At 57.1% G+C, this 21,085-nt stretch carries 19 protein-coding genes; 15 read left to right on the top strand and 4 right to left on the bottom strand.

What is annotated here, in order from left to right:
- Nucleotides 1-4: 4 nt before the first annotated feature.
- The 8 genes from secF (at nucleotide 5) to JUI81_RS17195 (ending at nucleotide 8,512) form a co-directional block, all read left to right on the top strand.
- The gene (gene secF, locus JUI81_RS17230; protein ID WP_019581633.1) at nucleotides 5-919 is read left to right on the top strand and encodes a protein translocase subunit SecF; all 915 of its coding nucleotides are present in this window, start codon (nucleotides 5-7) and stop codon (nucleotides 917-919) included.
- Between the two features lie 120 nt (nucleotides 920-1,039).
- Nucleotides 1,040-1,588, top strand: a complete 549-nt coding sequence (locus JUI81_RS17225) for a glycine zipper 2TM domain-containing protein (RefSeq protein WP_018926705.1) — start codon at nucleotides 1,040-1,042, stop codon at nucleotides 1,586-1,588.
- A 136-nt stretch (nucleotides 1,589-1,724) separates the two neighbouring features.
- Nucleotides 1,725-2,621: a site-specific tyrosine recombinase XerD gene (xerD, locus tag JUI81_RS17220; RefSeq protein WP_007934017.1), complete on the top strand. Its 897-nt coding sequence runs from the start codon at nucleotides 1,725-1,727 to the stop codon at nucleotides 2,619-2,621.
- Nucleotides 2,622-2,869: 248 nt separating this feature from the next.
- Nucleotides 2,870-3,601 carry a DsbC family protein gene (locus JUI81_RS17215; RefSeq protein WP_018926704.1) on the top strand — a complete coding sequence of 244 codons (732 nt, stop codon included), beginning with the start codon at nucleotides 2,870-2,872 and terminating at the stop codon, nucleotides 3,599-3,601.
- Between the two features lie 134 nt (nucleotides 3,602-3,735).
- Entirely contained in the window at nucleotides 3,736-5,040 is a 1,305-nt protein-coding gene (locus JUI81_RS17210; RefSeq protein ID WP_018926703.1) for a homoserine dehydrogenase, read from the top strand.
- Between the two features lie 66 nt (nucleotides 5,041-5,106).
- The gene (gene thrC / locus JUI81_RS17205; RefSeq protein ID WP_019581631.1) at nucleotides 5,107-6,516 is read left to right on the top strand and encodes a threonine synthase; all 1,410 of its coding nucleotides are present in this window, start codon (nucleotides 5,107-5,109) and stop codon (nucleotides 6,514-6,516) included.
- Between the two features lie 133 nt (nucleotides 6,517-6,649).
- Entirely contained in the window at nucleotides 6,650-8,005 is a 1,356-nt protein-coding gene (locus JUI81_RS17200) for a transporter substrate-binding domain-containing protein (RefSeq protein ID WP_028939500.1), read from the top strand.
- A 219-nt stretch (nucleotides 8,006-8,224) separates the two neighbouring features.
- The gene (locus tag JUI81_RS17195; protein WP_019581629.1) at nucleotides 8,225-8,512 is read left to right on the top strand and encodes a DUF3509 domain-containing protein; all 288 of its coding nucleotides are present in this window, start codon (nucleotides 8,225-8,227) and stop codon (nucleotides 8,510-8,512) included.
- A gap of 171 nt (nucleotides 8,513-8,683) precedes the next feature.
- Here JUI81_RS17195 and JUI81_RS17190 read toward each other — a convergent pair whose 3' ends face one another.
- On the bottom strand, nucleotides 8,684-9,610 hold the full coding sequence (locus JUI81_RS17190) for a TIGR02285 family protein (protein WP_204124716.1): 927 nt from the start codon (nucleotides 9,608-9,610) through the stop codon (nucleotides 8,684-8,686).
- A complete protein-coding gene (locus JUI81_RS17185; RefSeq protein ID WP_019651844.1) occupies nucleotides 9,591-10,790 on the bottom strand; it encodes a CaiB/BaiF CoA-transferase family protein in 1,200 nt (399 codons plus the stop codon). Before JUI81_RS17185 ends, JUI81_RS17190 begins: the two co-directional genes overlap by 20 nt.
- 149 nt (nucleotides 10,791-10,939) lie before the next feature.
- On the opposite strand from JUI81_RS17185, the gene JUI81_RS17180 reads away from it, so the two are divergent.
- The 3 genes from JUI81_RS17180 (at nucleotide 10,940) to JUI81_RS17170 (ending at nucleotide 14,633) form a co-directional block, all read left to right on the top strand.
- Entirely contained in the window at nucleotides 10,940-11,482 is a 543-nt protein-coding gene (locus JUI81_RS17180; RefSeq protein ID WP_007940622.1) for a YaeQ family protein, read from the top strand.
- Between the two features lie 66 nt (nucleotides 11,483-11,548).
- Complete coding sequence (gene recJ, locus JUI81_RS17175) at nucleotides 11,549-13,258, top strand: single-stranded-DNA-specific exonuclease RecJ (protein ID WP_028939499.1); 1,710 nt, start codon at nucleotides 11,549-11,551, stop codon at nucleotides 13,256-13,258.
- A 268-nt stretch (nucleotides 13,259-13,526) separates the two neighbouring features.
- Nucleotides 13,527-14,633: an NADH:flavin oxidoreductase/NADH oxidase gene (locus tag JUI81_RS17170; RefSeq protein ID WP_019581626.1), complete on the top strand. Its 1,107-nt coding sequence runs from the start codon at nucleotides 13,527-13,529 to the stop codon at nucleotides 14,631-14,633.
- A gap of 73 nt (nucleotides 14,634-14,706) precedes the next feature.
- On the opposite strand, the gene JUI81_RS17165 is transcribed toward JUI81_RS17170, so the two are convergent.
- Nucleotides 14,707-16,332: a glucan biosynthesis protein D gene (locus JUI81_RS17165; protein WP_096481026.1), complete on the bottom strand. Its 1,626-nt coding sequence runs from the start codon at nucleotides 16,330-16,332 to the stop codon at nucleotides 14,707-14,709.
- Nucleotides 16,333-16,744: 412 nt separating this feature from the next.
- Here JUI81_RS17165 and JUI81_RS17160 point away from each other — a divergent pair, with 412 nt between their 5' ends.
- Nucleotides 16,745-16,930, top strand: coding sequence for a hypothetical protein (locus JUI81_RS17160; protein ID WP_007940616.1), 186 nt, complete (start codon nucleotides 16,745-16,747; stop codon nucleotides 16,928-16,930).
- 65 nt (nucleotides 16,931-16,995) lie between these two features.
- Here JUI81_RS17160 and JUI81_RS17155 read toward each other — a convergent pair whose 3' ends face one another.
- Nucleotides 16,996-17,475: a Bro-N domain-containing protein gene (locus JUI81_RS17155; protein WP_204124715.1), complete on the bottom strand. Its 480-nt coding sequence runs from the start codon at nucleotides 17,473-17,475 to the stop codon at nucleotides 16,996-16,998.
- Nucleotides 17,476-18,448: 973 nt separating this feature from the next.
- Between JUI81_RS17155 and JUI81_RS17150 the strand changes: the two genes are divergently transcribed.
- From JUI81_RS17150 to JUI81_RS17140, 3 genes are read left to right on the top strand one after another with little or no spacing between them, the layout of a single operon-like run.
- Nucleotides 18,449-19,840 carry a DUF3696 domain-containing protein gene (locus JUI81_RS17150; RefSeq protein ID WP_204124714.1) on the top strand — a complete coding sequence of 464 codons (1,392 nt, stop codon included), beginning with the start codon at nucleotides 18,449-18,451 and terminating at the stop codon, nucleotides 19,838-19,840.
- Complete coding sequence (locus JUI81_RS17145; RefSeq protein ID WP_204124713.1) at nucleotides 19,837-20,370, top strand: hypothetical protein; 534 nt, start codon at nucleotides 19,837-19,839, stop codon at nucleotides 20,368-20,370. Before JUI81_RS17150 ends, JUI81_RS17145 begins: the two co-directional genes overlap by 4 nt.
- On the top strand, nucleotides 20,363-21,049 hold the full coding sequence (locus tag JUI81_RS17140) for an RNA ligase family protein (RefSeq protein WP_204124712.1): 687 nt from the start codon (nucleotides 20,363-20,365) through the stop codon (nucleotides 21,047-21,049). The genes JUI81_RS17145 and JUI81_RS17140 overlap by 8 nt, the downstream gene beginning before the upstream one ends.
- Nucleotides 21,050-21,085 lie beyond the last annotated feature (36 nt).

Here is a 21,085-nt window from a genome sequence, read left to right as displayed (position 1 = left end):
TGCCATGTTACGTACAATCAACTTCATGGGCGTTCGCAACTTTGCGTTCGGCGTCACATTGTTCCTTACCGCGCTGGCAATGTTCAGTGTCTTTCATAAGGGCATGAACTGGGGCCTGGACTTCACCGGCGGTACGCTCATCGAGCTGACCTACGAGCGTCCGGCGGATGTCACCAAGGTGCGTGAGCAACTGGTTACAGCCGGTTATCACGAAGCCATCGTGCAGAACTTCGGTGCGACTACCGATCTTCTGGTGCGTATGCCTGGCGAAGACCCGCAACTGGGTCACCAGGTGGCTGAAGCGCTGCAGAAAGTCGGCGGCGACAACCCGGCTCAGGTCAAGCGTGTCGAGTTCGTCGGCCCGCAGGTCGGTGAAGAACTGCGCGACCAGGGCGGCCTCGGCATGCTGATGGCGCTGGGCGGTATCCTGATCTACCTGGCTTTCCGCTTTCAGTGGAAGTTTGCGGTCGGTGCGATCGTATCCTTGATCCACGACGTGATCGTGACCATCGGTATCCTGTCGTTCTTCCAGATCACCTTCGACCTGACGGTGCTGGCGGCGGTACTGGCGATCATCGGTTACTCGCTCAACGACACCATCGTGGTATTCGACCGGGTTCGTGAGAACTTCCGCGTCCTGCGCAAGGCCAGCCTGATCGAGAACATCAACATCTCGACCACGCAAACCCTGCTGCGGACCATGGCGACGTCGATCTCCACCTTGCTGGCGATCGCGGCCCTGTTGTTCTTCGGTGGCGACAACCTGTTCGGTTTCTCCATTGCCCTGTTCATCGGTGTTCTGGCGGGTACTTACTCCTCGATCTACATCGCGAACGTGGTGCTGATCTGGCTGAACCTGAACAGCGAAGACCTGATTCCTGTGGCAACGAGCGAGAAGGAAGTCGACGACCGTCCATAACGGTTATCGTTTTCCTGCTGCAAGCCGAGAAGGCGCGAGTGTTGAACTCGCGCCTTTTTTTATGCTCCAAGGCTGGGAGAAGCGCGGGTTTGTCCCGTCTGTTATAGCCAGGAGGTTCATGTGAACAAGTCGTTGCTGGTTGGTGCGGTATTGGGTGCTGTCGGTGTGACTGCCGGTGGTGCTGTTGCCACCTACAAACTGGTTAAAAGCGGCCCTGAGTATGCACAAGTGCTGGCCGTTGAACCGGTCAAGACACAAATCAAGACTCCACGTGAAGTGTGCAAGGACGTTACGGTGACCCGGCAAGCGCCGGTGAAAGACCAACACCAGATCGCCGGTACGGTGGTCGGCGCCCTGGCTGGTGGCCTGTTGGGCAACCAGATCGGCGGCGGTACAGGCAAGAAAATCGCCACAGTGGCCGGTGCGGTCGGCGGCGGTTATGCGGGTAACAAGGTGCAGGAAGGCATGCAGGAGCGTGACACCTACACCACGACTCAGACTCGCTGCAACACGGTCAATGACATCAGCGACAAGGTCGTAGGCTACGACGTTCGTTATTCGCTGGACGGCAAGGAAGGCAAAGTGCGGATGGATCGCGATCCGGGCAATCAGATTCCGGTCGACAAGGATGGCAAGCTGATCCTGGGGCAGAACGAACCGGCCCGGTAATGAGCTGAGCGTCTACTCAAAAAGAAGCATCCCGCAAGGGATGCTTTTTTTGTGCCCGAATTTCATGTGTCACCTTCAGCGTGTTATGCAAGACTCTTCATTTTTGCGGCCTTTTGCCCGCCAGTCCTGAGCCCCCATGCCTGCCATCGATCATCCCCTGATAGACCAGTTCCTCGACGCCCTGTGGCTGGAGAAAGGCCTTTCCGATAACACCCGCGATGCCTATCGCAGCGACCTGGCCTTGTTCAACGGCTGGTTGCAGGAGAAGGGCCTGGAGCTGATCAACGCCGGGCGCGAGTTGATCCTCGATCACCTTGCCTGGCGCCTGGAGCAAAACTACAAACCCCGTTCTACGGCGCGATTCCTCTCTGGTGTGCGTGGTTTCTATCGCTATTTACTGCGGGAAAAGCTGATTGCCGTTGATCCGACCCTGCGCGTGGATATGCCGCAGCTGGGTAGGCCATTGCCTAAATCCTTGTCGGAAGCCGATGTGGAAGCCTTGCTGGCCGCTCCGGACCTGAGCGAGGCCATCGGTCAGCGTGATCGCGCCATGCTTGAGGTGCTTTACGCGTGTGGCTTGCGGGTGACGGAGCTGATCAGCCTGACGCTGGAGCAGGTCAACCTGCGCCAAGGCGTGCTGCGGGTGATGGGCAAGGGCAGCAAGGAACGGCTGGTGCCGATGGGTGAGGAGGCGATTGTCTGGGTCGAGCGTTACATGCGCGATGCCCGTGGCGAGTTGCTGGGCGGGCGTCCCAGCGATGTGCTGTTCCCCAGCCAGCGCGGTGAGCAGATGACCCGCCAGACCTTCTGGCATCGCATCAAGCACCAGGCCAAGGTCGCCGGGATCGGCAAGTCGCTGTCGCCGCATACCCTGCGGCATGCCTTCGCCACGCACCTGCTCAACCACGGTGCCGACCTTCGGGTGGTACAAATGTTGCTCGGCCACAGCGATCTCTCCACCACCCAGATCTATACTCACGTCGCCCGGGCGCGCTTGCAGGACCTGCATGCCAAGCATCACCCCAGAGGCTAGCGCAAGCCCTGTGGCGAGGGGGCTTGCCCCCGTTCGGCTGCGCAGCAGTCGTCAAGCCTCACGCCTCGGTCCATATGTCGGATAGGGATCGCCAAAGAGGGGCTGCTTCGCAACCCAACGGGGGCAAGCCCCCTCGCCACAGGGGCCTTATGTGGTAGGCTTTGCCGGTTTGCACGATGGGCGGTTATGACCCGGTGTTTCGGCACGGGCGTTCTGATCGTCCCATTTGTCCGCCTTCAGGAGTTCTCATGCGTCTGACCCAGATTTTCGCCGCTGCAGCCATTGCGTTGGTCAGCACCTTTGCCGTCGCCGATGACGCGGCCGACCAAGCCATTCGTAAAAGCCTGGAAAACCTCCAGCTCGACGTGCCGGTCGAAACCATCACCGCCAGCCCGCTGCCAGGTCTGTACGAAGTCAAGCTCAAGGGCAGCCGCGTGCTTTACGCCAGCGCCGACGGCCAATACGTGGTTCAGGGCTACCTGTTCCAGCTCAAGGACGGTAAACCGGTCAACCTGACCGAGAAGACCGAACGCCTGGGCATTGCCAAACTGATCAATGGCATTCCTGTGGCTGAAACCGTGGTCTACCCGGCCATCGGCGAAACCAAGTCGCACATCACCGTGTTCACCGACACCACTTGCCCGTATTGCCACAAGCTGCACGCCGAAGTGCCTGAGCTGAACAAACGCGGCATCGAAGTGCGTTATGTTGCGTTCCCGCGCCAGGGCCTGGGCTCGCCGGGTGACGAGCAACTGCAAGCCGTGTGGTGTTCGAAAGACAAGAAAGCCGCCATGGACAAAATGGTCGATGGCAAGGAAATCAAGGCCGCCAAGTGCGATAACCCGGTGTCCAAGCAGTTTGCCCTCGGTCAGTCGATTGGCGTGAACGGTACACCGGCCATCGTTTTGGCTGACGGTCAGGTCATTCCGGGCTACCAGCCTGCGCCACAAGTCGCCAAACTGGCACTGGGCGCGAAGTAAATTCGCATCGTCACGGCCAGCCTTTGACGAGCGTGGTCCGGCGGCAGCATTTGCCGGGCCATCAATAGAGAGCCGCGAACCTGCGGCTGTTTTCACGGCCGGCCTCGAGTCGGCCGTTTTATGGGGAGTTCACAGTGAAACCGGTCAAAGTAGGCATCTGTGGGTTAGGGACCGTCGGTGGCGGTACCTTCAACGTACTTCAGCGCAACGCCGAGGAAATTGCTCGTCGTGCCGGGCGTGGAATCGAAGTGGCACAAATTGCCATGCGCACGCCAAAGCCTCAGTTCCAGACGACCGGTATTGCGATTACCAACGATGTCTTCGAAGTGGCCACGAACCCTGAGATCGACATCGTCATAGAGCTGATGGGCGGCTATACCGTTGCCCGCGAGCTGGTACTCAAGGCCATCGAGAATGGCAAGCATGTGGTCACCGCGAACAAGGCACTGATTGCCGTTCACGGTAATGAAATTTTCGCCAAGGCTCGCGAGAAGGGCGTGATCGTTGCGTTCGAAGCGGCCGTGGCCGGCGGCATTCCGGTGATCAAGGCGATCCGTGAAGGCCTGTCCGCCAACCGTATCAACTGGGTGGCCGGCATCATCAACGGCACCGGTAACTTCATCCTTACCGAAATGCGTGAAAAAGGCCGGACCTTCGAAGACGTGCTGGCCGAAGCGCAGGCCCTGGGTTACGCCGAAGCCGACCCGACGTTCGACGTCGAAGGCATCGACGCCGCCCACAAGCTGACGATCCTGGCGTCCATCGCGTTCGGCATTCCGTTGCAATTCGACAAGGCCTACACCGAAGGCATCACCAAGCTGACCACCGCTGACGTGAACTACGCCGAAGCGCTGGGCTATCGCATCAAGCACCTGGGCGTGGCGCGCAGCACCGCGGCCGGTATCGAGTTGCGCGTGCACCCGACGCTGATCCCGGCCGATCGCCTGATCGCCAACGTCAACGGCGTGATGAACGCGGTGATGGTCAACGGTGATGCTGCCGGTTCGACCCTGTTCTACGGTGCTGGCGCCGGCATGGAACCGACCGCTTCGTCGGTAATCGCCGACCTGGTGGACGTGGTTCGCGCCATGACCTCCGACCCGGAAAACCGTGTACCGCACCTGGCCTTCCAGCCGGATTCGCTGTCGGCCCATCCGATCCTGCCGATCGAAGCCTGCGAAAGCGCTTACTACCTGCGCATTCAGGCCAAGGACCATCCGGGCGTGTTGGCCCAGGTGGCGAGCATCCTGTCGGAGCGCGGCATCAACATCGAGTCGATCATGCAGAAGGAAGTCGAGGAACACGACGGCCTGGTGCCGATGATCCTGCTGACCCATCGTGTGCTGGAACAGCACATCAACGATGCGATCGCTGCCCTGGAAGCCTTGGCGGGCGTGGTCGGTCCGGTTGTACGGATCCGCGTCGAGCACCTGAACTAAGCCGTTATCGTTCACCGGGCCCGCGTGCGGGCCCGGGTTTGCGAACACTGTCTATTGGAGCCAGTCATGCGTTATATCAGTACCCGCGGCCAGGCACCGGCCCTGAATTTCGAAGACGTCCTGCTGGCCGGTCTAGCCACCGACGGCGGTCTGTACGTCCCGGAAAACCTGCCACGTTTCACTCAGGAAGAAATCGCTTCCTGGGCCGGCCTGCCGTATCACGAGCTGGCCTTCCGGGTGATGCGCCCGTTCGTCACCGGCAGCATCCCCGATGCCGATTTCAAAAAGATTCTTGAAGAAACCTATGGCGTGTTTTCCCACAGCGCCGTGGCGCCGTTGCGTCAGCTGAACAGCAACGAATGGGTGCTGGAGCTGTTCCACGGCCCGACCCTGGCGTTCAAGGACTTCGCCCTGCAACTGCTCGGTCGCCTGCTCGACTATGTGCTGGAAAAGCGCGGTGAGCGCGTGGTGATCGTCGGCGCTACCTCCGGTGACACCGGTTCGGCGGCCATCGAAGGCTGCAAGCATTGCGAAAACGTCGACATCTTCATCCTGCACCCACACAACCGCGTGTCCGAAGTGCAGCGTCGCCAGATGACCACCATCTTCGGCGAGAACATCCATAACATCGCCATCGAAGGCAACTTCGATGACTGCCAGGAAATGGTCAAGGCGAGCTTCGCCGACCAGAGCTTCCTCAAGGGCACACGCCTGGTAGCGGTGAACTCGATCAACTGGGCGCGGATCATGGCCCAGATCGTTTACTACTTCCACGCGGCCCTGCAGTTGGGCGGCCCGGCGCGTTCGGTATCGTTCTCGGTGCCAACCGGCAACTTCGGCGATATCTTCGCCGGTTACCTGGCGCGCAATATGGGCCTGCCGATCAACCAGTTGATCGTCGCCACCAACCGCAACGACATCCTGCACCGCTTCATGAGCGGCAATCAGTACGTCAAGGAAACCCTGCACGCCACGCTGTCGCCGTCCATGGACATCATGGTCTCGTCGAACTTCGAACGCCTGCTGTTCGACCTGCACGGTCGCAACGGCGCGGCGATTGCCGGTTTGATGGACACCTTCAAGCAGGGCGGCGGTTTCAGCGTCGAACAGGAACGCTGGACCGAGGCGCGCAAGCTGTTCGATTCGCTGGCCGTGGATGACGCTCAAACCTGCGAAACCATTGCCGAAGTCTTCGAGCAAACCGGCGAGCTGCTGGACCCGCACACCGCCATCGGCGTGAAGGCCGCGCGCGAATGCCGTCGCAGCCTGGATATCCCGATGGTGATCCTGGGCACGGCTCATCCGGTCAAATTCCCGGACGCGGTGGAAAAAGCCGGTGTAGGAAAAGCGCTCGAACTACCTGCACATCTTTCTGATTTGTTTGAGCGAGATGAGCGTTGCACCGTGTTGCCGAACGACTTGAAAGCCGTGCAGGCCTTTGTCAGTCAGCATGGCAACCGCGGCAAGCCACTGTAACCGGTAAAAGCTGTCACATTTTGAAGCCCGTCTCCTGACGGGCTTTCTCATTTCTGCATGCCACACTTGTCGGGTTTCGTAAATGAAGAGCCGCCCATGAAGGACGGGCGAGACGATCACCAAGGAAGTGGCAATGCTGTTTTTTAGAGGGTTTAAACCAGCTGCGTGCTGGATATTTCTGGTCGGCGCCATGAGCGTTGCTCAATGGGGCCTGGCGGCGCAATTGGCGACTTATGGACCCCGTGAGTCGGTCGTCGGGGCCGCGATCGGGCTAGACGCTCAGGAGCTGCAATGGATTGCGCAACATCCGACGGTCATCGTCGCGTCGGCGCAGTACCCGTTGTACCTGTTCAAGGATGAACATGGACACTGGAGCGGTTTGAACAACGATGTGCTCAACCGCATCAGCGCCATGACAGGGCTGAAGTTCCTCCACGAAGAGACGTTTTCCACCGATCAATTGCTGGAGCGCCTGGAAAACGGCGCGGCAGACATGAGCACCACACTGGCAATGAGTGAGGAGCGCAAGGAGTTTCTGGATTTCAGTCATGCGTTCGGTGGTGCGGGCTGGGTGTTCGTCGGGCGAGCGGGCGCGCCAGCGGTGCAATCCATGCAGCAGCTGTCGAAAAGAGTACTGGTGCTGCCAGCACGGCATGCGCTGGAGGCGGCCATTCGTCGCGATTATCCGGCCATCGAGTTGCATTCGGTCAAAACCTACGCCGAGGCCAGGGCGTTGGTCGAAAGCGGCGAAGCCTATGCCACCATCGAGAACGAAACCGGGGCGCAGCTCTATCCGTCCGGGCAGCTCAAGGTGGGCGATACGGTGGAGGGTAAATGGGAGGCCGATCATCTGGCGGTACGCAAAGGGCAGCCGCAATTGTTGAGCATCCTCAACAAGGCGCTCGAAGCGTTTCCACCTGCCGAGTTACGTGCCATTCGCTTGAAGTGGCTCGATGGCATTGTTCCTGTACAGACGCCTTCGACCTGGCAGCGAATAGCCGAATGGGGTTGTTGGGGCGTTTTTGTCGCCAGTGTTTTTGCGCTGCTATCCCTATTGTGGAACCGGCGACTTGCGATGTTGATCCAGCAACGTCGGGACGCCGAAAAAGACCTCAATGACCAGCTCTCCTTCCAGCATGCCTTGATAGACGCCATGCCCGATCCGATGTTCGTGCGTGACCTGGAAGGGCGCTTGATCATGTGCAACAAGAGTTATGAAGAGGGGTTGTCGACCCGTTTCGACCAGATACAGGGGCGTCGACTGATCGAACTCGATGTCTTGCCCAAAGAAACCGCCGAGCAACTGCACGCCGAGTTCATGGCCCAACTCGGTACGCGCAAGACGCGCTTCAGCGAACGTCAGTTGATGTTCAAGGATGGTGTCAGGGACATCTATCAGTGGACGGTGCCGTTTTATAGTGCGGACGGTCAATTGCGAGGGCTGCTGGGCGGATGGACCGATCTGGCCAAGCGGACAAGGCAGGCGTGAAGCGCAATGCCTGTAGCAGCGGCTACAAGGAATGTGTCTCGGGTGAAAGGGTTTAAACGCGGCTGTTTTTTTACTGTCATCTTTTCCGGGCATGCTTTATCCACCAGAGGCGCCGGTGCGCCTGCCGTTGGAATCCAGAACTTTCTTCTCGGGTCTGGGGTCATTTACTGTGGATACGCCCCAGGCACTTTGTTTGCGGACTATTGAGTGGTGATCGAGATGGAAAGTATCAGTCTATTGCTCGGCGAGGCTCTGAGCCCGTACCAAGTCACGTTGACCCCATCGGGTGCCCATGGCGAATGCCTGGTGACGCTCAAGAGTGCGACCGGCGCTATCGTGGTCGAACGGCTGTTCAATCAGGCCCAGTTAACCGATAAACGTCTGCTGACGGATGTCGTCGACGGCTTGCACCGCGACGTGCTGATCGCTGAAGGACGCCTGGAGCCCTGTGTCATCGCGGCGTTGCGCAATGCTGCTCAGGACAAGCGCCTGGCCAGCCGAAATTGAAGTGTTTTTTGTGGGAACCTTCCTGCACCAAGGTCAGTCAGACCATGTAACGGCAGGATCAAGCATTGTGCTCCGGTGCTTGTAGCTTGCTGCTACGGGTCTGTAATACAGGCCACGTTTAACCCCGAGTTGTCTCCCCACTTCTCGGGGTTTCTTTTTGCCTGCGATTTGTCACTGCGTGGCCTGATGCTCGAAAAAGGCCTTGGTTTCTTTCAGGTAATCCTTGCGTCTTTGCGGGTCGAGCCAGTCGGCATACAACGGGCCCAGGTGCTCGCGGGGCAGGGCGCGCAATAGTCGGTTGATTTCACGGATCGCCTGTCGACCCTGAGGCGTATTCGAGCAACCGATGTACACGGGCATGTAGTTGCCCGTGCCTTTGACCGGGTAGAACTCCAGTTGCTCATCGGCCAGGTTTTCCTGATGGGCCTGATAGCGGATTTCCGGCCAGTAACCCAATACCACCTGCAAACGACCCAAGCGTTGCATCTGCAGCAGGCTGCCGAGGGCGTCATTGCCATAGTGGGGCGTCAGCGCGCCGGCTGGCGCCTGTTGCAGCAGTGTGTCGAGGAACTCACCGTAACGGCGCTCGGCGATCACACCGACTTTCTGTTGACCGCTGGCCAACAATGCGGCCAGATCGACTTCACCGTTGGAAAGAAACGGCTCCAGCACCGACCGGTCTTCACGTCGGATCACCAGCCCATTGCTGACCACCCGGAAGGCCGGAATGGAATACGTGATCCATTGTTCGCGCTCCTTGCTCCAGACCAGCGAGGGGTCGCAGGTAAAGGATTCTTCGTGAAGCATCTGCATGCCGCGGGCGCGATTGACCCGTATCAGGGTGTGTTCGTACTGCGGCATACCGGCGATCAGCAGGGGCATCAGTTGGTCGATAACGCCCTGGCCTTTTTTCGGACCTTCGAAGATTGTCAGTGGCGGCAGGTCGCGCAACAGCCAGAACAAATGCTCCTTAGGTTGCGCCAGGGCCGGGGATATCAGGCCCGACAACAGCCCGAGCGCCGCCAGCAGGCGCCCGATGCCGGCGTAACCGAGGACGGATGAAAGCAGGCGATTCAGCTTATATGGCCCCGTCTTCACGCAGCCGTGCGATCTGTGCCGGGTCGTAGCCCAGATCGTGGAGGACTTGCGCATTGTGTTCACCCAACTGCGGCCCGACCCATTCCGAGGTGCCGGGTGTCTCGGAAAGCTTCGGTACGATGCCGGGCATCTTGAAGTCCTTGCCGTCAGGCAGCTTGGCTTGCAGGAACATTTCCCGGGCCAGGTATTGCGGATCGCTGAACATGTCTTCGGCGCTGAAGATCCGGCTGGCGGGAACGTCGGCCTGGTTCAATTGCTCGATCACCGCGTCCAGCGGCAGTGAGTTGACCCAGCGATCGATCACCCCGTAAATCTCGTCGCGACGGCTGTCACGCCCGTCGTTGCTGGCCAGCACTGGGTCGTTGGCCAGGTCCTCGCGGCCGATGATCAGCATGAATCGCTTGAAGATCGCATCGCCGTTGGCGCCGATCTGCACGTGTTTGCCATCGGCGCTGGTGTGGATGGAGGAGGGTGTGATGCCCGGCATGATGTTGCCGGTGCGTTCGCGGATGAAGCCGAACACGTCGAACTCCGGGACCATGCTTTCCATCATGGCGAAGATCGCTTCGTACAGTGCCACGTCCACCACTTGTCCCAAGCCACCGTTGACCTCGCGATGACGCAAGGCCATCAGTGCGCCGATCACGCCCCAGAGCGCGGCAATCGAGTCGCCGATGGAAATCCCGGTGCGCACTGGCGGCCGGTCCTCGAACCCGGTGATGTAGCGCAGGCCGCCCATGGACTCACCGACCGCACCGAAGCCCGGCTGATCTTTCATGGGGCCGGTCTGGCCAAAGCCCGAGAGCCGCACCATCACCAGTTTCGGGTTCAGTGCGTGCAGGACTTCCCAGCTCAGGCCGAGCTTTTCCAGCACGCCGGGGCGAAAATTCTCGATCAGGATGTCCGCTTCACTGAGCAGCTGTTTCAGGATCGCCAAGCCATCGGGGTGTTTCAGGTTCAGGGTCAGGGATTTCTTGTTGCGCGCCTGAACGAACCACCACAGCGAGGTGCCTTCATACAACTTGCGCCATTTGCGCAACGGATCACCGCCGTCCGGTGACTCGATCTTGATCACTTCGGCGCCGAATTCGCCGCAAATACGCGAGGCAAACGGCCCGGCAATCAACGTACCCAATTCGATGACTTTCAGACCCGAGAGCGGTTTATTGGAGAACGGCATGCGAAATCCTGTAGGACAAAGGCTGAGCGAATACGGAGTTTTATCATAGGCCGACATCCATCGCCCAAAGTTGATTCGCCTTCAATTCGTTGATTGCCCTCTTGCATCGGTTAGACTTGCCGCCTTTCCCCGTATCAAGAAGCCCGTTCATGGCCCAGCCGTCCACGACCTACAAGTTTGAACTGAACCTCACCGACCTCGACCGCAGCGTCTACGAGAACGTGAAGCAGACCATCGCCCGTCACCCTTCGGAAACCGAAGAGCGCATGACCGTGCGGCTGCTGGCCTACGCCTTCTGGTACAACGAGCAGCTGTCTTTTGGCCGCGGTCTGTCAGACGTGGATGAGCCGGCGCTGTGGGAAAAGAGCCTGGACGACCGTGTCCTGCACTGGATCGAAGTCGGCCAGCCAGACGCCGACCGCCTGACCTGGTGCTCGCGCCGTACCGAACGCACCAGCCTGCTGGCCTACGGCAGCCTGCGTGTGTGGGAAGGCAAAGTGATCCCGGCGATCAAGACCCTGAAAAACGTCAACATCGCCGCCGTGCCCCAGGAAGTGCTGGAAACCCTGGCCAAGGACATGCCGCGCGTTATCAAGTGGGACGTGATGATCAGCGAAGGAACGATTTTCGTCACCGACGACCGTGGTCAGCACGAAGTCCAGTTGCAATGGCTGGCCGGCGAACGCGGCTGATTATTCGCCGCTTGGCCGCGTCACCCGGTTTTATCCTACGTATTCAAGAGAAGCACCTGTCACCCCATGCGCATCGAACCTCGCCTGTTGCCCGACACCCTGCCATTCCTCGGTGATATTCCACCGCTGCTGACCCGCCTTTACGCGGCGCGGGGCGTGCAGTCCGAGGCTGAACTGGACAAGAGCCTGGCGCGGCTGATTCCGTTCCAGCAGCTCAAGGGCATCGAGGCGGCGGTGGATTTGTTGGTGACGGCGCTGGAGCAGCGTCAGCGGATTCTGATCGTTGGCGACTTCGATGCCGATGGCGCGACGGCCAGTACCGTGGGCATGTTGGGGTTACGCCTGCTGGGCGCGGCGCATGTCGACTATCTGGTGCCCAACCGCTTCGAGTACGGCTACGGCCTGACCCCGGAAATCGTCGAAGTGGCGCTGACCCGCGAGCCGCAGTTACTGATCACCGTGGACAACGGCATTTCCAGCGTCGAAGGCGTGGCGGCGGCGAAAAAGGCCGGGCTCAAGGTGCTGGTCACCGATCACCACTTGCCCGGCGACGAACTGCCGTTGGCCGACGCCATCGTCAATCCGAACCAGCCGGGTTGCGAGTTCCCGAGCAAAGCCCTGGCCGGTGTCGGGGTGATTTTCTATGTACTGATGGCCCTGCGTGCGCGTTTGCGCAGCCTGGGCTGGTACGAGAGCAAGCCGCAGCCGAACATCGGTGAATTGCTCGACCTGGTGGCGCTGGGCAGCGTCGCCGACGTGGTGCCGCTGGATGCCAACAACCGGATTCTGGTGCATCAGGGCCTGGAGCGAATTCGCGCCGGGCGCGCGCGGCCGGGGATCAAGGCGATCCTTGAAGTGGCCAAGCGTGATCATTCGCGCATCACCTCCACTGACCTGGGCTTTATCCTCGGCCCGCGTCTGAACGCGGCAGGGCGGCTGGATGACATGAGCCTGGGCATCGAGTGCCTGCTCACCGAAGACGCGGGCGCCGCCCGTGAAATGGCGGCTCAGCTGGATGGCATGAACCAGGACCGTAAATCCATCGAGCAGGGCATGCAGCGCGAGGCGCTGGCCCAACTCAAGGATCTGCCGGTGGAATCGATGCCGTTCGGCCTGTGCCTGTTCGATCCCGAGTGGCACCAGGGGGTGATCGGTATCCTCGCCTCGCGTATGAAAGAGCGCTATTTCCGTCCGACCATTGCCTTTGCCGATGCTGGCGATGGCCTGCTCAAGGGCTCGGGGCGTTCGGTTCAAGGCTTTCACATTCGCGATGCATTGAGCGTGGTCGCGGCGCAACATCCGAACCTGATCAGCAAATACGGCGGCCACGCCATGGCGGCCGGCCTGACCTTGCCGGAAGCGAATTTTCCGTTGTTCGCCGAAGCCTTCGACGCCGAAGTGCGCAGGCAAATGCGCGAAGAAGACCTGACCGGGCGACTGCTGTCGGACGGCACCCTGGCGGTCGAGGAGTTTCACCTGGAACTGGCTCGCGCCCTGCGCCACGCCGGACCTTGGGGGCAACACTTTCCGGAGCCGCTGTTTCACGGGGTGTTCCAGTTGGTCGAGCAGCGTGTGGTTGGCGAGCGGCACCTCAAAGTGGTGCTGAAGAGTGAATGCGGCTCGGTGAAGCTGGATGGCATCGCCTTTGGTATCGACCGGGATATCTGGCCGAATCCGACTATCAAGTGGGTCGAATTGGCCTACAAGCTCGACCTCAACGAGTTTCGTGGGAACGAGACTGTGCAGTTGATGATTGCCCACATCGAACCGCGTTAATCCCTTCGCGGGCCAGCCCCTTCCCACAAGATTTATGCAAAACCTGTGGGAAGGGGCTGGCCCGCGAAAGCGATTTCCCTCACACCGAATCTCTCTGAACCCTCCCTGATCCCGCGATGTCGACTAGGCTCTAAGCACTGCTTGATTATCCTTGTGACGTCTTGTCGAATTTTTTGCCCGCGGGGGCGGGTGCTGCACCTTTTTCCTGTCACTCGTCGACTATTCAAACAGAACCCTGGAGCCTGCCCACTGATTTGAGAGGTGCCCCATGAGTCTGCTGCTTGAACCCTATACCCTTCGTCAATTGACCCTGCTTAACCGCATCGCGGTGTCACCGATGTGCCAGTACTCCAGCGTCGATGGGCTGGCTAATGACTGGCATCTGGTCCATCTCGGCAGCCGCGCGATCGGCGGCGCCGGTCTGGTGTTTACCGAAGCCACGGCGGTCACCGCCGACGGGCGAATCACCGCCCAGGACCTTGGTCTCTGGAATGATCAACAGATCGAACCCTTGCAACGTATTACGCGCTTCATTGCCGCTCAGGGCGCCGTTGCCGGCATCCAGCTGGCCCACGCCGGGCGCAAGGCCAGCACGCATCGGCCGTGGCTGGGCAAGCATGGCAGCGTCAAGCCGGAAGATGGCGGCTGGATCCCGGTCGGCCCTTCGCCGATCGCTTTCGACCCCCAGCACACACCACCCAAGCAGCTTAATGAAAGTGAGATCGCCGAGGTCGTCCAGGCTTTCGTCGATTCGGCCAAACGGGCGTTGATCGCCGGTTTCAAAGTGGTCGAAGTGCACGCCGCCCATGGGTATCTGCTACATCAATTTCTTTCGCCCTTGAGCAATCAACGGCGCGATCAGTACGGTGGCTCATTCGAGAATCGTATTCGGCTGGTGCTGCAAGTCACCGAAGCGGTGCGGGCCGTCTGGCCTGAAGAGTTACCGGTGTTTGTGCGAGTATCGGCCACGGACTGGGTGGAAGACGGTTGGAACCCCGACGAAACCGTGGAGCTGGCGCGACGCTTGAAAGACCTGGGGGTGGACCTGATCGACGTTTCGTCGGGCGGTACGGCGGTAAATGCCGAAATTCCTACAGGGCCCGGTTATCAGACCCGATTTGCTGAGCGGGTACGTAAAGAGTCGGGCATTGCCACCGGCACGGTAGGCATGATCACCGAGCCAGCCCAGGCCGAGCATATTCTGCGTACCTGTCAGGCCGACATTATCTTCCTCGCCCGGGAGTTGTTGCGTGATCCGTATTGGCCGCTGCATGCCGATGACGATCTGGGTGGGCACAAGGCTGTCTGGCCGGCGCAATACCAACGGGCCACCCATCGTGACCAGCCGATTCATGAATCGGATTTGCGTGACTGAAAGCCGCTGTAAAACCAAAAAGCCCCGGTCGGGTTGACCGGGGCTTTTTAACGCCAAAAGATCGCAGCCTATATCAGGTGTACTTGCGCTTATCAGGCGCCGGCGGGAAATACTGGTACAACCAGGTTTCACTCAACGTGCGGTCATTGGTGCGAATGAACAACCGCAGCTCCACCGGCGCCACGCTGTCATTGGTCGGGTACCAGTCAAAGGTGATTCGGTAGCCCTTGATGTCATCGAGCACCAGCACGTTGAAATCCTTCACCTGACCGTTCGAGCAGGTCACCACCGGTTCGATCCCCGCACCTTCGGGCAAGCGGTCCAGCCCGCCGCCGGTGAAGTCCACGGCAAAGCGGCGTGCCCAGACTTCGGGATAATGCTCACCCGGTGCCCAGCCTTCGACAAAGCCGCCCATGCCCGAACGGGTCGCGTTTACCCGTGCCAGCGGCGTACCCGTCGGTGGCAGGGCGCTCCAGTAGAGCTTGTAGCCGTAGTTCAGGGAATCACCGGCGGCGACCGGTTTCTTCGGCGTCCAGAACGCGACGATGTTGTCCAGGGTTTCGCCGGTCGTAGGAATTTCTAGCAAATCGATAGAGCCTTCGCCCCACGCGGTTGTCGGTTCTACCCACAGGCTCGGGCGCTTGCTGTACCAGTCGACGGTGTCCTGATAACTGTCGAATTCATGGTCGGTCTGCACCAGACCAAAGCCTTTCGGGTCGGTGTCGGCGAAGGCGTTGAATTGCAGGGTGGCCGGGTTGTTCAGCGGGCGGCAGATCCACTCGCCGTTGCCGCGCCACATGGCCAGGCGATCGGAGTCGTGGATTTGCGGGTGAATGGTGTCGCACATACGGCGCTCGTGGGTGCCGCAGCTGAACATGCTGGTCATCGGTGCGATACCCAGTTGCTCGATGGCGGTGCGGGCATTGACGTGGGCGTCGACTTCCATCACCACGCGCTCGGCCTGGCAATCGATGTCAAAACGGTAGGCCCCGGTGGCGCTCGGCGAATCGAGCAGGGCGTACACCACGAAACGGGTGCTGTCCTTGCCCGGTGTCTCGAACCAGAACTTGGTGAAGTCCGGGAACTCTTCACGCTTCTTGGCGTAGGTGTCGATTGCCAGGCCGCGGGCCGACAAACCGTACTGGCCGGTGGCGTCTACCGCACGGAAATAGCTGGCGCCGAGGAACGACAAGACGTCGTGCTGATCCAGCTCCGGGGCCTTGAACAGCTTGAACCCGGAAAAGCCCAGGTCGCCCTTGAGCTGCTGGGTATCGACGGTGGTTTTTTCATAATTGAACAGCGACGGGCGGAAATGCACCTCGCGCGCCAGTCGAGTCTTGGGGTCGACGCTGTACATGCGCACCGGCTGCTTGAAACCCATGCCGACGTGGAAGAACTGCACGTCCAGCTGACCTTTCAGATCCTTCCACAGTGAGTGATTGCCGTCGTAGCGGATCGCGTTGAAGTTCTGCGGCGTCATGGTTGCCAGCGTCGGCGGCAGCACCTGTTTGGTGTCCTGATACGGCTTGCCGGCGAGCTGTTTGGCTTGGCTCTTCAGCGCTTCGAAGTCGAACGCCTGGGCGTCGCCATCGGCAGTGCCACTGCCGGCCCAGGCGTTTGCGGCCAGCAGGCCGGTGGCCGAGAGACCGGTGTAAGCCGCGATGGCCATGGACGCTTTGAGCAAATTCCTACGGTGCATAAGTACAACCTGTCGTGAACAATCCCGCGCCGTTCCTGGCACGTGCTGGATCAGAAATAACGGTTCGGACATGCCTTCGGCCAAACGCAACGGACTTTAGAGCAGATGCCAATAAGCTTAAACCGTTCAGTTGCAGAGCAAAAATGATTGATAGCACCGCGACAGAGTGGCAATGAAACAAGACATGTCAGGTAACGTTTCTCACAGCGCTTTCTGATTTATAGGGCATATCTGCTTTTTTCGACTAATTACTCTAAAAACCACTTCTCAGTGCCGATTTAATTTCTATTCTATGGACATGACCGGTTTCGGCCCTTCAGGCCGGTGGGTTCAGTGCACACAAGACGACCGCTGAAAGTGATAGGGCGATGCGGTTTTGCAGTTTTCTCTGACGTTTAGAAGGACATCGTCCATGTCGAAAGTACAAGGCATCACTGAAATGTTAGGACTCTTTCCCTGCCTGGCCACCGGGCGGCGAAGGCGTCGGCTCAGTTCGGAGGAGTTGAAGTTGGTGGAGCGCTATCGCGAGCTGTCGGAGAGTGACCGGATTGCGATGCGCTATCTGGTGGATGCGATGAGGAGTGTTTCGCGGTTTTGAAGGTGGGGAGTAATGCTGGAAAACCAAAGGGACGGACTCAAAAGTCCGTCCCTTTGTGCATCAGATCATCGGCTACCAATCGTGAATGGTCGTTGTGCTTGCATCAGATCAGGCATGTCGCGCCATTTGATCCAGGACTGATGCTGCCAACGCAGCAGCGGCACCGAGATTCCGGCCCACTGCAACGAACTCAGACTTGGAATGTTCTCCAACGACGCCGCATTCGAATCACGCAGCATTGGCATGACCTCATTGCTCAGCCATTGACGCAGGTTTCGATTTTCCGGGACGAAATGGTGAACGAGCAGGGCGTACATCCCTGATTCACTGACCATCAGTGATTCGACCGTTTTGCCATTCTTCAGCAACCAGACATATTGGCGTTGATCAGGGTCGAGCTTCAGGGTGAGTCGTTGGTCCAGCGGTCGACCCATCAAGCGACCTAAATCCTGAACGCAGAACCAGGCTTGGTTGGCTTGCATGATGGCATGGAGGAAGCGGTTGTGGCGGGTGAAGACGGTAGGGATGAAATGAGGATGGGTCATGGCCTGCCTCCTGTGTTAGCGGGACAGTATTTTGTTACGAAGACTTCAGATGAGTTTGGGATGTGCCTAAGCATTTTTTCGACTCCATGTTGAAAAGGGAGCCGCCACTAATCCTTCGACAGATTTGGGTGGCGGACCGTGCGGCGTTCGAAGTCGGGTTCTCGATCAACATGGAAGCCAAGAGGCCCGCGCCACACGGCCCACCATAAAGCGTGATTGATAGGCAAAAAATGCCTCAGCTTATATGGGAGCGCGGATGCGCCATGTTGATGATGTACCGGCTTCGACCCCGGGTCGCTGATACTGCAGCGACGGGGTGAAGCCTATCTGCAAGGCGCTCGTGGCGCCAAGTCTACTCTGGCGCCGCTTGTTGTAGGAATCGGTGTCTTTGTCGGAAGGCTTGATCTGTAGGAATTGCCTGTTTTTGCATGAGGTACGGAGAAGCGGCTCCGAATGGATGGGTTTTCCTATATTTTTCGCGCTTTCAGGAATGTACAGCAGGTCCGTTACATGTTGATCGAATTTTCGGCTTCCAATATCGCTCCTTCCTTGAGAAGCAAATTCTGTCTATGGCTGCGACGCCGCGGCTGAGAAAAAACATAACGTATTTAAGCTGCCATAACTGGAGAATAGGCTGAATTTACCTAAGGTGGCTGAGATTGACGGGCTGAACGCATCGGGGAAATCAGAGCTTATCCGGAAGGCTCACGTTGACTTCAGCTTTGTGTTTACACGGATTTACTTGAAAGTCGATTTCTGACCCGCAAACTGGGGCGGCAGTGCTACCTTGGTCTCGGGTTTTCTAATCGTTGAATAGGCCTTTGAGAGAAATTTCTACGTCGTTCGAGCTAACACCGCTAAAGCTCTCATGATGTAAGCTATGTGAAATGCTGCCTGACCTAAATCCTAGGTCTGGAAGCAGAATTTTCGCCTTAAATAGGCCCCGTTGGGATCCGCGCTCAAGGGATGAATCATGCTGACGTCTTTGCGTATACAAAACTTTAAAGCTTGGCGAGATACAGGAGAGATACGATTAGCTCCTCTGACAGTGATTTTTGGAGCCAATAGTGCCGGTAAAAGTAGCTTAGGCCACTTGCTGTTGGCTCTAAAGCAAACAGCACTATCTGCGGACCGAAAAAGGGCATTGCATTTAGGGGATGACAATTCTTTAATCGATTTAGGGACGTTTAAAGAGTGTCTCTATCAGCACCAGTTGGATCGAGCGCTGGCCTTTGATCTGAGTTGGAGCGTGCCTTATAGATTAGAAGTCAAGGATCCAGTTTCAACAACGCGATATTTTGGCAATGAGTTAACGCTGAGTACATCCATGCGAGCTCAGCGGAGAAGTGAGCAGCCTCATATTGAAGAGCTAACTTATCAGCTATCCAATCAAGGGGTCCCTAGTTTGTCCGCCCAATTCAAACGAGATGGGGATAAATTAAATCTAACGACCTCTGATAACTATAAACTTCTAAGAAGTAGTGGGCGTGTCTGGCCGCTCGAAGATCCGGATAAATTTTATCGTATTTCCGATCAAAGCAGAGCCCGCTTTCAAAATTCAGACTTTTTAGCAGACTTCGCGCTCGAAACTGAAGCAGCGCTGGGACGACTGTACTATTTAGGGCCGCTGAGAGATCACCCTAAACGTATATACCAATGGTCTGGCGACACTCCAGAAAGTGTTGGTCAAAAAGGTGAGTTTACAATTGCTTCGGTTTTGGCGGCAACAGCCCAAGCCAGAACATTAAACCGTGGACCAAAAAAGCGACAGTATCCCTTCGAGACTTTTATAGCGCAGTGGCTAAAACAGCTAGGAGTGATTGAAAGTTTTGAGGTAAAGCCCGTCGCAGCAGGGCGTAAGGAGTATGAGGTTTTAGTTAAGACGCATGCTAATTCAAGCGAAGTAAAGATTACTGATGTCGGGTTCGGTGTTTCTCAGATGTTACCAGCGCTCGTGCAAGCTTTTTATTGTCCGCCTAACTCTACAGTCTGGATGGAACAACCAGAAATACATCTTCACCCTCAGGTGCAAGCAGAACTCGCCGATGTTTTTATCTCCTCAGTGCAATCAAAAGAAAACGGTAAGGATCGCAATATTCAGCTGATTATAGAAAGCCATTCCGAGCACTTTCTAAATCGATTGCAGCGCAGGATTGCGGAGGGAGTACTTGATCCAAAGGAAGTGGCTATTTACTTCTGTAAGAGGAATAGTGTTGATGGCGAGGCTGAACTAGAGCCGCTTACTCTGAATATATATGGCGAAATTGAAAATTGGCCAGAGGATTTTTTTGGAGACGAGATGGCGGATCTTACAGCTCGTACGCTCGCAGCCATTGAACGCAAGCGCTCGGATTCGCGCAAATGAAGCTCTGCATCGTGGATACTAACGTAATCCTTGCCGCAAATAGAGCCCATGCTGACCTCTCCGATGAGTGTGTGGCCAGTTGTATTTCTGAGCTGCATGAATTAAAGATCGGCGGAATAGTAGTTATTGATGACTGCTATCGAATTCTCAGTGAATACCAAAATAAAACAAACAGCAAAAAAGGTAAGGGGCCAGGAGATGTTTTTTTGAAGTGGCTTCTGCAAAATAATGCAAACATCAAGCACTGTCATCAAGTTGCTCTAACTGAGTATGAGGATAATAAGTATTGTGAATTCCCTGTGCCTGCCTTGGAGGATGTTTTTGATGCGCCAGACCGTAAATTTGCTGCTGTCGCAAACGCACACCCAAAAAAGCCTCCGATTTTACAAGCAGCTGACTGCAAATGGTTAGACTGGTATGGAGACTTAGAGCAGGCTGGAATTCAAGTCAGTTTTATCTGTCGGACTGATGTGCTACGTTTCTACGAAAAAAAATTCCCTCATAAACCGCAGCCAAAAGTTCATGAGTGATTTTTATCGATTTCCTCATACTCCGCATCTTGCATGGCTAGGAGAGGGCAGTCCCCGAGATGACAAAGTATTAGTTAAAGAAGAGGTTGAGAAATTTCTTTCGATGCCGATTTTGGTAGAGGAGAAATTGGATGGTGCCAATTTAGGGGTCTCTATCGGGCCTGACGGAGGGATACGATTTCAAAATAGAGGGAGTTATTTGTCTTCACCATTTACTGGGCAGTTTGAAAAATTGAAGTCGTGGCAAATGCTTCATGAAAACTCTATTTTCGATGCCTTAGATGAATCGATGATACTTTTTGGTGAGTGGTGCGCTGCTCGTCACTCATTAGAATATACCAGTCTGCCAGATTATTTTCTTGGATTTGATGTTTACGACAAGCACAAAAAAATGTTCTTGTCTGCTAGCCGAAGAGATGCTCTTCTTTCCGAAATTGGTTTGTCTGCAGTTCCCCGCGTTTCGCAAGGTAAATTCAATCTTGAAGAGTTAAAGAAAATCGTTTCAGGGAAATCCAGTGTCTATCGGGTCGGTAATATGGAAGGAGTGATTCTTCGTAAAGAAAATGATGATTGGCTTGTACAACGAGCAAAACTCGTCCGCCCAGATTTCACCCAGTCTATTCAGGAGCACTGGAGCAAACGAGGTATCGAATGGAACAAAATTTATAGTAATTACTAATATTTGTTATAACTCGAAATCAAAGCAACTCCCTAC

Origin of the sequence: Pseudomonas sp. 008 (assembly GCF_016861935.1) — a bacterium.
Lineage (GTDB): Bacteria > Pseudomonadota > Gammaproteobacteria > Pseudomonadales > Pseudomonadaceae > Aquipseudomonas.
This window is presented reverse-complemented; position numbering and strand designations above follow the sequence as displayed.